Origin of the sequence: Brevibacterium senegalense (assembly GCF_000285835.1) — a bacterium.
Classification (GTDB): Bacteria; Actinomycetota; Actinomycetes; order Actinomycetales; family Brevibacteriaceae; genus Brevibacterium; species Brevibacterium senegalense.
Genome location: NZ_HE978604.1, coordinates 73,060 through 86,618, shown reverse-complemented (window position 1 = coordinate 86,618; position 13,559 = coordinate 73,060). Strand labels below are relative to the sequence as shown.

Here is a 13,559-nt window from a genome sequence, read left to right as displayed (position 1 = left end):
GTTCGCGCAGGAGGAACGATGAGCACGCTCGCGATGGACCCCGTCACCGGGATCGACGACCGGACCCTGGCGCCCACGGCGCCCCGTCCCGCACCCCGCAGCGCCCACGTCCCCCAGCGGGACGGCCTCCGCAGCGCCACGTTCCACTTCTCCACGCGCCCCCGCATCCTCAGGGTCGTCTCGACCCAGCGCCTGTCCGCGGATCTCATGCGCGTCCGCTTCCGTGCGGACGACGACTTCGCGGACCTGCCCAGCATCAGCCCGGACGAGCACCTCAAGCTGTTCTTCGACACGGATGCGGACGGCCGCCCCGTCCTGCCCACGGTCGTCGACGGTCGGTACTCGCTGCGCGGACTCACGCACCGCGACTTCACGATCCGCTGGTTCGATGCGCGCACCCGCCTGCTGGACGTCGACTTCGTCCTGCACACCCACGGCGTCGCAGGCCACTGGGCGCTGAGCGCCGCACCCGGCGACCGCCTGGGGTCGATGGGGCCCCGCACCACCTACCTCGTGAAGGACACCTTCGACTGGTACGTCCTGGCGGCGGACGAGACGGCACTGCCGGCCCTGGCCCGCTGGGCGGAGACCCTGCCGGAGGGGACGCGCGCGACCGCCTACATCGAGGTCTCCTCCGTCGACTCGGAGATCGCCCTGCCCACCCGCGCGGACCTGACGGTGAACTGGCTGCACCGCGGCGACACGCAGCCGGGCACCACGACGCTGCTGGCGGACGCGGTCATGGAGCACGACTTCTCCGACCCCAACGGCTACGTGTGGGCCGCCGGTGAGGCGATGTCCATCAAGTCGCTGCGCTGCTTCCTCACCTTCCGCACGCGGCTGGGCCGCGACAACTGGACGGTCGACGGGTACTGGCGCCAGGGCGAGGCCAACTTCGACCGCACGATGCGCGGTCGGCACTGCCTGCAGTGCACGCCCCCCGCCCCCTGATCCGGTTCCGGCGGGTTCCACCGCCCCGACCGGCGGTTTTCCCCACTGCCCGTCCCCCGCGCCCTTCCTAGGCTCGGGGCATGCCCCTCCTCTCCGGCCTGCTGAGCACGGGCCTCCCGCTCGCCGTCCTCCTCGCCGTCACCGGCACGATCCTCCTGGCGGTGGGCACGCACGTGCAGCAGCGGGAGGTCGTCCGGCTGGCGACCCGCGGCGGCACCCCCGGCCCGCGGGTCCTCCTCACCGCTCCCCTCTGGCTGCTGGGCGGGACGCTCATCGGGCTCGAGACCGTCGCGAACGTCGCCGCACTGGGCCTGGCACCCGTCGCGATCATCCAGCCCGTGGGCACCCTGTCCCTCGTCGTCGCCGTCCTGCTCACCGCGACGACGACCCGCACTCCACCGTCCGGCGCCGTGCTGGGCGCCGTCCTCCCGGTCGTCTCCTCCGTCACCGTCTTCGTGGCCGTCGCGACCCGGTACATGGACCCGGTGCCCGCCCCCGGCCCGGGCGTCGTGCTCCTGGCACTCGGACTGCCCGCCCTGGCCGGGGTCGGCATGGTCCTCGCGCGCAGTGACACGGGGCACACGGCGCGGGTCGTCGCCGCCGGAGTCCTCTTCGGCTGCGTCGCCTCCGGCGCCCACGTCGTCGCCTCCCGCCTGCTGGCCGGGGACGGACTGGACCCCGCGGCCTGGACGGTCCTCGCGGGACTGGCCCCGGCCTCGGCGGCAGGCATCTGGCTGGTCCAGACCGCGTACGCCAGCGGATCCGCGGCCTCCGTCCTGGCGGGCCTCACGGTCATCGACCCGCTCACCGCCATCGCAGTGGGCGGGCTGGTCCTGGGTGAGGCCCGCCCCGTGCCCGTCGCCTCCGCACTCCTCCTGCTGGTGAGTGCGGTCGCCGCGCTGCGGGGCGTGCACGTCCTGGTCCACCGCGGGACCGGCACGCGCGCACCCGCCTCCTCCCCCGTCCCGCGGGCCGCAGACAGTACGATGGAGGGCGCTCGCGGAGAAGGGGTTCCAGCACCGTCATGACAACGGACACGGCAGGTCACATCGCAGACATCGACGTCTCCCAGGAGATGGAGTCTTCGTTCCTGGAGTACGCGTACTCCGTCATCTACGCGCGCGCCCTGCCGGATGCCCGCGACGGCCTCAAGCCGGTGCAGCGCCGCATCATCTACCAGATGGGCGAGATGGGGCTGCGCCCCGACCGCGGCCACGTGAAGTCCTCCCGCATCGTGGGCGACGTCATGGGCAAGCTGCACCCGCACGGCGACTCCGCGATCTATGACGCGCTGGTGCGCCTGGCGCAGGGGTTCAACCTCCGCCTGCCCCTGGTCGACGGGCACGGCAACTTCGGCAGCCTGGACGACGGTCCCGCCGCCCCCCGGTACACGGAGGCGCGTCTGGCCCCGGCCGCGATGGGCATGATCGCGGGACTCGACGAGGACGTCGTCGATTTCGTCCCCAACTACGACAGCACCCTCACGCAGCCGTCCGTCCTGCCGGCCGCGTTCCCCAACCTGCTCATCAACGGAACCTCCGGCATCGCGGTGGGCATGGCGACGAACATGGCCCCGCACAACCCCGGCGAGGTCATCGCCGCCGCCCAGCACCTCATCCGCCACCCGGACGCCACCCTGGACGAGATCATGCGCTTCGTCCCGGGCCCGGACCTGCCCTCGGGCGGTCGGATCATCGGCCTGGACGGCGTGCGGGAGGCCTACGAGACCGGTCGCGGCACGTTCCGCACGCGTGCGACCGCCTCGTTCGAGAACATCACGGCCCGCCGTCGGGGCATCGTCGTGACGGAGCTGCCGTACCTGGTGGGGCCGGAGAAGATCATCGAGCGGGTCAAGGACCAGGTGCAGGCGAAGCGCCTGACCGGCATCACCTCGATCGACGACTTCTCCGACCGCAAGCACGGGATGCGCCTCGTCATCGGCGTCAAGACCGGCTTCGATCCGCAGGCGGTCCTCGAGGAGCTGTACCGGCTCACCCCCATGGAGGACAGCTTCGGCATCAACAACGTGTGCCTGGTCGACGGGCAGCCGCGCACGCTGGGTCTGCTGGACCTGCTGCGGGTCTACATCGACCACCGCATCGAGGTCGTGCGCCGCCGCACCCGCCACCGGCTGGGCCGGGCGAAGGACCGCCTCCACCTGGTCGAGGGCCTCCTCATCGCGATCCTCGACATCGATGAGGTCATCCAGCTCATCCGATCCTCCGACGACGCGGCGACCGCGCGCACGCGCCTCATGGACGTCTTCGATCTGTCGGAGATCCAGGCGACCTACATCCTGGACCTGCAGCTGCGCAGGCTCACCCGCTTCTCGCGCCTGGAGCTGGAGGCGGAGCGCGACGAGCTGCGCGCCCTCATCGAGCACCTCGAGTCGCTGCTGGCGGACGAGTCCGCGCTGCGCGAACTGGTCGCCACGGAGCTGGGCGAGGTCGCGGAGACGCTCGAGGACCCCCGCCGCACCGTGCTGGTCGAGGGATCCCTCAAGGAGCTGTCCGCGAAGGGGCGGAAGTCCCAGCAGTCGCTCACGGTCTCCGACGGTCCCTGCTGGGTCCTGCTCTCCAGCTCCGGTCGCGCCGCGCGGACGACGGACCTCTCGCCCCTGTCGCAGGAGGGCCGCCGCGCCAGCCACGACGCGCTCGTGTCCCAGGTGCCGTCGACGGTGCTGGGGCAGCTGGCGGTGCTGACGGACCGCGGCCGCATGCTGGCCCTCGACGTCGTCCACCTCCCCCACGTGCCCCCGCAGGCCACCCGGCCTGCGCTGGCCGCCGGCAGCCCGGTCAGGGACCTCGTCGACCTGGAGAAGGGCGAGTCAGTGCTGGCCCTCATCGACCCGACGCGCGACATCGTGCTGGGCACCCGCCACGGCATCGTCAAGCGGGTCTCCGGGCAGGGTGCGCCCAGCGGCCGCACGGAATGGGAGGCGCTGACCCTCAAGGGCGACGACTCCGTCATAGGTGCCGCGCAGGCGCCCGCGGGCACGGACGCGGACGCCCTGGACGCCGTCTTCGTCACGTCGAACGCGCAGCTGCTGCGGTTCTCCGTCTCCGCCCTGCGGGCGCAGGGCTGGGCCGCCGGCGGCGTCGCGGGCATCCGCGTCGCCGACGACGCCCGCGTCATCGCGTTCGCCCTGGTCGATCCGCAGGAGGAGTCCAACCGGGTCGTGACGATCGCCCGCGGAGAGAACTTCTACGGCGACCCGGTCTCCAGCATCAAGGTCTCGGACTTGGCGGACTTCCCCACGAAGGGCCGCGCGACCGGTGGAGTCCGCGCCCACCGCTTCCTGACCGGCGAGTCGGAACTGGCGCTGGGCTTCGTGGGCCCGCACCCGCAGGCGGCGTCCGCCGGCGGCGCCGCACGCTCGCTGCCGGAGTCGCTGGCCCGCCGCGATGCCTCCGGTGTCCCGCTGGAGCAGAAGATCGACGCGATCGGCACCGTGCCGTATGCCGGCGGTGCCGCTGCCGAGGCCGCAGCCGGCTCCGCTGCCGCCGCACCCGCCGCTGCGGAGAAGGATGCCGGTGCGGCTTCAGAATCTGATGCCGCAGAGGCTGCGCGCAAGGAGGCGCTCCGCGAGGAGATCGCGCGCACCCGCCCCGACGACGACGACGGTGACGCGGTCATCGTCTCGCACGACGACGAGGACGACGGCCCCGCACTCTTCTGAGCACGTCCGTCCGTCAGGCGATGTCCTCCGTGCTGATGCGCGGAGCGGAGTCGCGGTGCATCTCCACGACGCCGATCTCGCCCAGCCCCTGCAGGTTGAGGTCCTGACGGCCGGAGAACCGGAACGCGTCGTCGCGCTCGAGGATGCGCGCGGTGTCCGCATCCGTCACGACGGTGCTGGGCTCCGCGATCGCGGTGAGCCGCGCCGCCAGGTTCACGGTCGTGCCGAAGATGTCGCCCATCCGCGACAGCACCCGTCCCCACGCGTAGCCCACGCGGCACTTGGGGAGGGACTCGTCAGCGCGCACCTGCTCCAGCAGGGTCATCGCGATCTCCGCGCCGGCCAGCGGCGTCTCCGCGGCGAAGAACACCTCGTCGCCCACCGTCTTGATGACCTTCCCGCCGCCCGCGGCGACGATGTTGTAGGCCAGGAACTGGAAGTGCTTGACCAGCCGTCCCAGTTCCCGCGAGTCCAGCTGCTGCGACAGGCGCGTGTAGGACACGAGGTCGATGAAGCCGATCCCGCGGGCCAGCGGCATCGTGGGGTCCTGCCCGCGGGACGCGCCGCCGATCCCCAGCGTCTCCTCGACGTTGACGTTGAGACGACCCAGAGCGCCAGCCAGATTGCGGCGCCACGCGTAGACCATGACGTCCTGCAAGGGGTCGATGAGGTCCTCGAACACGTCCAGCGAGGCGCGCCGGGCCTCGCTGTCGCTCAGCCCCTTCTCCTCGATGAGGTACTCGACCATCGCCTCCATCTGCCAGACGACGAGTCGATCCGTCATCTGCCCGATCGCGCGCGCCATCTGCAGCGCCGTCTCTTCGTCGACGAGGCCGCTCGACACGAGGTCCGCGATCCGTCGCAGCGGGGCCGCGTCGCTGACGGTGAACGCTTCCTCGCCCTCCGGGATGCGCGGCTGGCCCAGGGCGCGCCACAGCTTGCGCGCGGACGCCGTCGACACCTCCGCCAGGTTCGCGACCTCCTTGCGGGTCAGCACCCGCTTGCCGCCGATCAGCACCTCCTCGAGGCGCTGCGCGGCGGTCCGCAGCTCGTAGATCGTCTGCTCAGTGGCGTCCGCCTCTTTCTGCGTGACGGCGGCCTGGATGTCGATGATCGGCATCGCGCCGGTGCGAGGATCGTCGGAGAGCCGGCGCGCGAAATCGCTGATCTCGACGAGGCTCTCTCGATCGACCGCATCGTCGTCTGCGGTGCCGCCACTCCCTGCAATGCCGCGACCCTCGTCCGCGCCGAAGGCGACTTCCGCTGAGAGGGCCTCTGCAGCACCGGGGACCTCACCTACGTCGGGGTCCTCCGCCGCGCCCGGGTCGTCCGCCGGCGGGTCCTCGTCGGAGAAGTCATCATCCGCCAGGCCCTGGTCGGAGCGCCCTGCGACGGGCACCTCCGCGCGGGGCTCCTCCACGGTGGGCCGCGGCGGTGTCTCCGTGCCGGTCATCCACGCTTCCGGGCTCGCGGCGTCGGCCCAGCGCACGGATCCCGCCCATGTCGTCCGTCGGCTGCTCGAGGTCTGTGCGGCACCCCGGTCCTCGGCGCTCCGCCCCACGGCGTCTGTCTGCGCGTCCTCGTCGCTCACGCGGGCCTCACGTGCACGACGTCCCCGGCGGACACGGCCACTTCGTCCCGGTCCCCCGCCGCGCCGTCCGGTCGGACCACCAGGTTCGCGCTCTCATCCAGGCGCACCGCGGTGCCCACCAGCTGCTCGCCCCCCGGGAGATGCACGCGGACGGCGGAGCCCAGCGTCACCATCGCGTCGCGGGCTTCGGCCGCCAGGACCCCCGCCGCGCCGGTGCGGAACAGCCGCTCCACGCGTTCGCGCACGTGGGCGACGAGGGCGGCCAGCAGGCGGTCGCGGTCCGTGTCGCCGGACTCCAGGAGGACCGAGGTCGCGGCGCCCTCCGGCACGCCACCGGCGGCGAAGTCCTCCGCCGTGAGCGTGAGATTGACACCGGTGCCGATGACGACCGTCATCCCACCGTCCACGGGGACGACCCGGGCGAGGATCCCGCAGATCTTCCGTCCCCCGACCAGGACGTCGTTGGGCCACTTGAGCTGGGCGGCGACCCCGGCCTCGGCGAGGGCGGCCCGCACGGCCAGTCCGGTGACGACGGGCAGCCAGCCCAGCGCGTCCGCGGGCGTCCCCGCGGGGACGCGGACGGGCACGGAGACGGTGAGCGCCTTGCCCGCGGGCACGCTCCACGTGCGGTCCAGGCGACCGCGGCCGGAGGTCTGGTGGTCGGTGCCCACGACGGCCCAGTCCGCGATCGCCTCGCCCGCCTCCAGCAGGTCGGTCAGGCGCTGGTTCGTCGACGAGGACGCGGCCGTCCACTCGCGGACCCACGGCGCGGGGTGGGACGGCGTGCCGGCCGGTTCCGGGTGTGACGGGGCACCACGGTCACTCGCCGAAGGCAGGGGGAAGTCCGTGGACGCAGCGTGATCGGGCCCGACTGTGTGCACCACATCACCCTAGGACGTTTGGCGGCTCCAGACAACGACCGGGGGCCCGCACTGCGGTCGCCGTCAGCGCGGCGACCCCCGTCGTAGAGTGGGGACCATGAGCCAGACCACGGAACCGCAGTCTCCGCAGCAGGACGTGCCCCGCACCACCGCCCAGCGCATCGCCGCGTTCGAGGACCGTCGCACCGCCGCCCACACGGGCAACGAGCGCAGCGTCGCCAACCAGCGGGCCAAGGGCAAGCAGACCGCCCGCGAGCGCATCGCGCAGCTGCTGGACGAGGGCTCGTTCCAGGAGATCGACGAGTTCGTCCGTCACCACAACACCCACTTCGGGATGATGAAGAACCGTCCCGACGGCGACGGCGTCGTCTGCGGCCTGGGCACGATCGAAGGACGCACCGTCGCGGTCTTCGCCCACGACTTCACGGTGCTGGGCGGGTCGCTGGCGGAGGCGAACGGCCGCAAGATCGTCAAGGTGCAGGAGCTGGCGCTCAAGCTGGGCTGTCCCATCATCGGCATCAACGACTCCGGCGGTGCACGCATCCAGGAGGGCGTGGGCTCGATCGCGCTGTTCGCGGAGATCTTCCGGCTCAACGTCGCCTCCTCCGGCGTCATCCCGCAGATCTCGCTCATCATGGGCCCGTCCGCCGGCGGCGCGGTGTACTCCCCCGCTCTCACGGACGTGACCGTCATGGTCGACGGGACCTCGCACATGTACATCACGGGTCCGGACGTCATCAAGACGGTGACCGGTGAGTCCGTAGGGCACGAGGAGCTGGGCGGCGGCCGCACGAACAACACCGTCACCGGCAACGCGCACTACCTGGCCGACGACGAGTCGGATGCGATCGACTACGTCCGCGACCTTCTGTCCTACCTGCCGCAGAACAGCATGGACCCGGTCCCCGCGTACGACGCGCCCGCGGACCTGGAGGAGGACGACGACGACCGCGCCCTGGACGCACTGGTCCCGGACTCGCCGTCGCAGCCGTACGACATCCTGTCCGTCGTGGAGACGGTGCTGGATGAGGACACGCTCCTGCAGGTGTCGGAACTCTTCGCGCCCAATGTCATCACGGCGTTCGGCCGGGTCGAGGGTCGCAGCGTGGGCATCATCGCGAACCAGCCCCTCCAGCTGGCCGGCACGCTCGACATCGACGCCTCGGAGAAGGCGGCCCGCTTCGTGCGCCTGTGCGACGCGTTCAACCTGCCCGTCCTCACGTTCGTCGACGTCCCCGGCTTCCTGCCCGGCACGGACCAGGAGTACGGCGGCATCATCCGCCGCGGCGCGAAGCTCATCTACGCGTACGGCGAGGCGACCGTCCCGCTCGTCACCCTCATCACCCGCAAGGCGTACGGCGGCGCGTACTGCGTCATGGGGTCGAAGCAGCTGGGCGCGGACATCAACCTGGCGTGGCCGTCCGCGCAGATCGCGGTCATGGGCGCGCAGGGGGCGGCGAACATCGTCTACCGCCGCGAACTCAAGTCCGTCGAGGAGTCGGGCGGCGACGTCGACGGCCGTCGCGCCGAGCTCATCCAGGAGTACGAGGACGCACTGCTCAACCCGTACCTGGCCGCGGAGGAGGGTTACATCGACGCCGTCATCCGCCCCTCGGAGACCCGCGCGCGCATCATCCGCTCGTTGCGCGCACTGGCGAACAAGCACGTCGACCAGCCCGCGCGCAAGCACGGGAACATCCCGCTGTGAGCCCGGAGCCGCGCAGGCGCAGCGCCGCAGCACTCACGGACGCGCAGGAGCGCGATCTGGCGCGGAAGGCCGCGGTCGCCGCACTCACCGCGGTGCGCGGGCTGGGGTCCACCCCCGCCGAGGCCGCAGCCGGCACCGCGCCCGGCGCACCCGACGCCGGTGCAGGGGATGCGTCGAGCGGTGGCCGGGTGGGCCGTGCTGTGCGCTTCGCGTCGCCGCAGCGCGCGGTGCGCAGGGCTGTCCGCGGCAGCTGGGCCGCGCGCGGCTGAGGCTCGCAGGCGCATCTGACGCGGCTGAGTCTGACGGTCACGTGCCGCGGGCGGTCTCCCGCGCGCGGTCGAGTCACCCGTCAGGCGCGGCGGCCGCCGGAGCGCAGACCGTGGACCAGGGCGTAGAGCGCACCGCCCACCACCACGAGGCCTGCGGAGGCCCCGTACATCGCCGGGAACCCGAAGTCCGCGGCGATGAGGCCCAGGAACACGGGTCCCACACCCGTGCCGATGTCCAGCAGCAGGAAGAACGTCGACGTCGCCACTCCCACACGGGCGGGCGACGTCTTGTTGATGAGGATCGCCTGCAGCGACGGCAGCAGGCAGCCGAACCCCAGACCCGTGAGCAGACCGGCGATCGCGAACCCGCCCATCGACTGCGTCAGCGCGACCAGAGCCAGTCCGGCGGTGTAGGCGACGAAGACGGGGACCACGACGACGTTGTCGCCGTACGCGTCCTGGATGCGACCCGCGAACAGGCGGGCGAACAGTGCCCCCAGGGCGTAGAGGAGGAAGAAGACGCTGGCGGCCTGCGGCATGTGCAGCGCGGACGCGTGGACCGCCAGGTACGACAGGACGGACGAGTACGCGAAACCGCCCACGCCCATGACCGCCGCGTACGGCAGCGCACCGCGGTCGATGAAGGTGCTGGGCCGGAACGAGCGCAGCTGCGCACGCTCCTCCGGCGCGAGGGTCCGCTCCGGAACCCGGTACGCCAGTCCCGCGAGCATCGCGACGAGGCCTCCGGCGGTCGCGGCCCAGAAGAGTGCGTCGAAGCCCAGGCTCTCCATGAGGAGCACGCCCAGGAACGGTCCGCCGGCGGTCGCGACCGTCGTCGCAGTGCCGAAGTAGCCGTTGCCCTCCGCTCGCCTGGCCGGCGGGATGATCGACTGGACCGACGCGATGAGCGCCGTGTTCCCCGCCCCGAACGCCACGCCGTGGACCAGCCGCACGACGATGAGCAGCGTGAGGTCGTCGACCGGGAGGTAGGACAGGCCCGCGAGGGTGAAGACGATCATGCTGAGGACGAGCATCCGACGACGGCCGACGACGTCGAGGAACTTGCCGGCGACCAGCCGGGCGAAGACCGCGCCGATGACGAACGCGGACGACGCGAGGCCCGCCTGCGAGTCCGACGCTGCGAACCGCTGCGCGGCGTAGACCGCCATCGTCGTCATGAGGAGGTAGAAGACGGAGGACATGAACAGATTCACGACGAGACCGATGAGGAAGGTACGGGTCCACAGTCGCTGATCGTTCACGCGCGTCAGTCTAGGACCGGCGGTGCTGCAGGCGGTTCGGCGGGGTCGGGTGCGGGCTCAGCGCCTGCCGGGCGCACCCGCACGCCCGGCGCGGGGGAAGCGCCCGTGGAACAGGAAGTACCAGAGCGCCGAGGCCGCGATGAGGACGGCGCACAGCACGTAGAGGACCGCATACCCCCAGACGCCTGCGGCCGCACCCAGGACGATCGCGCCCAGACCCAGGCCCACGTCCATGCACAGGAGGTAGGTCGAGGTCACGAGGCCCACGCGGGAGAGGCCGGCGGTGCGCACGGCGATCGCCATCGCGCACGTGATGAGCGATCCGTAGCCGAATCCGGCCAGCAGCCCGGCGATCACGAGGCCCCACATCGTGGGCCAGAACGCGATGATCAGGCACGAGGCCGCGAAAGTGAGGAAGAGCGGGTAGAGGACGATGTTGTCGCCCTCCTGGTCCTGCACCCGACCGATCGTGAGGCGGGCGGCCAGCGAGGCCACCGCGAAGCTCATGAAGAACAGGGGCGACGGCGAGGCCCCCGCCCCCGTCGCCTGGGCGGCGTGGGTGGCGAGGAACGCGAGCACGGCGGAGTAGGCGGCGCCGTTCAGCAGGATGACGACGCCCATGCGCAGGCCCTCGACGTCGATGAAGGTGCGCAGGTCCGGCGACAGCGCGGTCCGCAGCTGCTGAGCTGTGAGGCGGCGCTCCGGCAGGCGCAGGAACGGCAGGCCCAGCAGCGCGATGAGCGAGAACGCCAGCGAGATGCCGAACAGGGTCGTGTAGCCGAAGCGGTCGACGCTCGTGACGGCGATGAGCGGTCCCAGGGCGGACGCCAGGGTCATCGAGGCCGCGAAGTACCCGCTGCCCTCCGACCGGCGGGAGTGCGGGATGAGGTCCTGCGCCGCCGCGTTGAGCGCGGTGTGCCCCATACCGAACAGCATGCCGTGGACCAGACGGGACAGGATGAAGAGCCACAGGGTGTCGACGAAGAAGTAGGCGAGCGAGACGGTCGCGGCCAGCAGGAGGCTGAGCGTGAGCATCCGCCGCCGTCCCACGACGTCCAGCAGCTTCCCCGCCAGTGGGCGGGTGAGCACGGAGCCCAGCACGAACGCGGTCGAGGCGAGTCCGGCCTCCGCCTCCCCGGCCGCGAACCGCTGGACGGCGTAGCCCACCATCGCGGTGACCAGCAGGTAGAACACGAAGCCCAGGAACACGCTGATGCCCAGCGCGACGGTGAAGTCCTTGTTCCACAGCCGCCCCGGCGACATGCTCCTCCTCGATGGCCGCACGGGACCGCAGTGCTGCCCCTCAGCACTGAACAGTTGATAAGCGCGGATGGGCCGATCGTATCCCACCCCGGACCGCGCGCCGCGCGGGGTGGCCGGAGTCGAGCATCCGCGTCCCTGCGCACTCCGTGATCCGGCGCACAGCAGGACGTAGGGTGAGAGGCATGAGTGACACCGCGCAGACCGCCGCCCGCACGCCCACCCCCGTCGACCGGGTCGCCGAGGACCACTTCGACGGCATGCTCGCCCTCTCCCCGTCCTTCCGCATCGAGGTGGGCGCGGACGGACCCGCGGAGCTCGACGACTTCTCGCCGGGCGGTCTGGCCGCGTGGGAGCAGCTGCGGACGCGCACCCTGGCCGCTCTGCCCGAGGCCGAGGCCGCCTCCCGCGCCGCCGGCACCTTCGACACGACGGACGCGGTGACGGCGGACGCCCTGCGCGAGCGGCTGACCCTCGAGCAGGAGCTGCACGAGCGGGGAGCCGACCTGTCCGAGCTCAACGTCATCGCCTCCCCGCTCCAAGCGGTGCGGGAGTTCTTCGATCTGGTGCCCACGGCCTCGGCGGAGGACTGGGAGGCGAACGCCCAGCGGCTGCGCGCGGTGGGCCAGGCTCTGGCCGGTCATCGCGAGTCCCTGCTGGAGGCCCGCGCGAACGGTCGGGTCGCCGCGCGCACGCAGGTCGAGGCCGTCGCGGCCCAGGCCGCCGCCCTCGCCGAGGCCGGGGGCCACTTCGACTCCTTCGTCGCCACCGCGGGGCAGACGGTCTCCGACGGACTGCGGCGCGAGCTGGAGGACGCGGCCGGGCACGCGCGGACGGCGGCGGACCGGTTCGGGCAGTTCCTCACGGAGCAGCTGCTGTCCGACGCTCGCGAGGATGATGCGGTGGGACGCGAGGAGTATGCGCTGCACTCGCGGATGTTCCTGGGTGCGGAGGTCGACCTGGACGAGACGTACGAGTGGGGCCTCGAGCAGCTCGCGCTGATCGACGCGGAGCAGAGGGAGATCGCGGAATCCCTGTATCCCGGCGCGTCGGTGACAGAGACGATGCGGAAGCTCGATGAGGATCCGCAGCGGCAGCTGCACGGGCTCGACGCGCTGCGGACGTGGATGCAGACGACGGCGGACGAGGCGACTGAGAAGCTGGCGGGAACCCACTTCGACATCCCGGAGCAGATCCGGACGATCGAGTGCATGGTGCTGGAGGACGGCACCGGCGGCATCTACTACACGCCGCCCACCGCGGACTTCTCCCGGCCCGGCCGCATGTGGTGGTCGGTGCCCGCGGGGGTCGAGCAATTCTCCGCCTGGCAGGAGAAGACGACGGTCTACCACGAGGGCGTGCCCGGCCATCACCTGCAGCTGGGCGGTGCCGTCCTGCAGGATCAGACCCTCAACCGGTGGCGGAAGCAGGGCGTGTGGGTGTCCGGCCACGGCGAGGGCTGGGCGCTGTACGCGGAGCGGCTCATGGACGAGCTGGGCTTCCTGGCGGATCCCGGCGACCGGTTCGGGATGCTCGACTCGCAGCGGCTGCGGGCGGCGCGCGTCTGCGTCGACATCGGCGTGCACTGCCGCCTGCGGGCACCGGAATCGCTGGGCGGCGGCGTGTGGGACAAGGAGAAGGCGTGGCAGTTCCTCACGGCGAACGTCGCGATGGAGCGCAGCTTCCTCGACTTCGAGCTCAAGCGCTACCTGGGCTGGCCCGGCCAGGCGCCGTCCTACTCCGTGGGCCAGAGGATCTGGCAGGACCTGCGCCTCGCGGTGCGCGCGCAGGAGGAGGCCGCAGGCCGCGAGTTCTCGCTGCGTGACTTCCACTCGCAGGCGCTGGCCCTGGGCTCCGTGGGGCTGTCGACGCTGCAGAAGGCGCTGCTGGGCGGGTTCTGAGCAGGGGCGGCACGGGGAGGCGCCTCCCCGTGCCGCCCGCTCGACGGGGCCTGGCCA

Annotated in this window: 10 protein-coding genes; 6 read left to right on the top strand and 4 right to left on the bottom strand. The window is 71.9% G+C overall.

All coding sequences use genetic code 11. From position 1 onward, the window contains the following. Positions 1-18: 18 nt before the first annotated feature. The 3 genes from HGBR_RS17395 to HGBR_RS09740 all read left to right on the top strand — a co-directional run bounded on the left by HGBR_RS17395 (position 19) and on the right by HGBR_RS09740 (position 4,630). Positions 19-951: a siderophore-interacting protein gene (locus HGBR_RS17395; protein ID WP_019159158.1), complete on the top strand. Its 933-nt coding sequence runs from the start codon at positions 19-21 to the stop codon at positions 949-951. An 80-nt stretch (positions 952-1,031) separates the two neighbouring features. Next, a complete protein-coding gene (locus HGBR_RS18895) occupies positions 1,032-1,979 on the top strand; it encodes a DMT family transporter (protein WP_019159157.1) in 948 nt (315 codons plus the stop codon). Further along, positions 1,976-4,630 carry a DNA gyrase/topoisomerase IV subunit A gene (locus HGBR_RS09740; RefSeq protein ID WP_019159156.1) on the top strand — a complete coding sequence of 885 codons (2,655 nt, stop codon included), beginning with the start codon at positions 1,976-1,978 and terminating at the stop codon, positions 4,628-4,630. The genes HGBR_RS18895 and HGBR_RS09740 overlap by 4 nt, the downstream gene beginning before the upstream one ends. Positions 4,631-4,643: 13 nt before the next feature. Here HGBR_RS09740 and HGBR_RS17385 read toward each other — a convergent pair whose 3' ends face one another. Then, the gene (locus HGBR_RS17385; protein ID WP_019159155.1) at positions 4,644-6,221 is read right to left on the bottom strand and encodes an adenylate/guanylate cyclase domain-containing protein; all 1,578 of its coding nucleotides are present in this window, start codon (positions 6,219-6,221) and stop codon (positions 4,644-4,646) included. Next, positions 6,218-7,102, bottom strand: coding sequence for a biotin--[acetyl-CoA-carboxylase] ligase (locus tag HGBR_RS17380; protein WP_161601861.1), 885 nt, complete (start codon positions 7,100-7,102; stop codon positions 6,218-6,220). The genes HGBR_RS17385 and HGBR_RS17380 overlap by 4 nt, the downstream gene beginning before the upstream one ends. A gap of 97 nt (positions 7,103-7,199) precedes the next feature. Here HGBR_RS17380 and HGBR_RS09725 point away from each other — a divergent pair, with 97 nt between their 5' ends. Continuing rightward, positions 7,200-8,810, top strand: coding sequence for an acyl-CoA carboxylase subunit beta (locus tag HGBR_RS09725; protein WP_019159153.1), 1,611 nt, complete (start codon positions 7,200-7,202; stop codon positions 8,808-8,810). After that, on the top strand, positions 8,807-9,079 hold the full coding sequence (locus tag HGBR_RS09720; RefSeq protein WP_019159152.1) for a hypothetical protein: 273 nt from the start codon (positions 8,807-8,809) through the stop codon (positions 9,077-9,079). The genes HGBR_RS09725 and HGBR_RS09720 overlap by 4 nt, the downstream gene beginning before the upstream one ends. Positions 9,080-9,159: 80 nt before the next feature. Here the strand turns inward: HGBR_RS09720 and HGBR_RS09715 are convergent, their stop codons facing one another. Both HGBR_RS09715 and HGBR_RS09710 read right to left on the bottom strand, forming a co-directional pair. After that, positions 9,160-10,341, bottom strand: a complete 1,182-nt coding sequence (locus HGBR_RS09715) for an MFS transporter (protein WP_019159151.1) — start codon at positions 10,339-10,341, stop codon at positions 9,160-9,162. A gap of 57 nt (positions 10,342-10,398) precedes the next feature. Further along, positions 10,399-11,604 carry an MFS transporter gene (locus HGBR_RS09710; protein WP_019159150.1) on the bottom strand — a complete coding sequence of 402 codons (1,206 nt, stop codon included), beginning with the start codon at positions 11,602-11,604 and terminating at the stop codon, positions 10,399-10,401. 182 nt (positions 11,605-11,786) lie between these two features. Here HGBR_RS09710 and HGBR_RS09705 point away from each other — a divergent pair, with 182 nt between their 5' ends. Further along, positions 11,787-13,502: a DUF885 domain-containing protein gene (locus HGBR_RS09705; protein ID WP_019159149.1), complete on the top strand. Its 1,716-nt coding sequence runs from the start codon at positions 11,787-11,789 to the stop codon at positions 13,500-13,502. Positions 13,503-13,559: the final 57 nt, after the last annotated feature.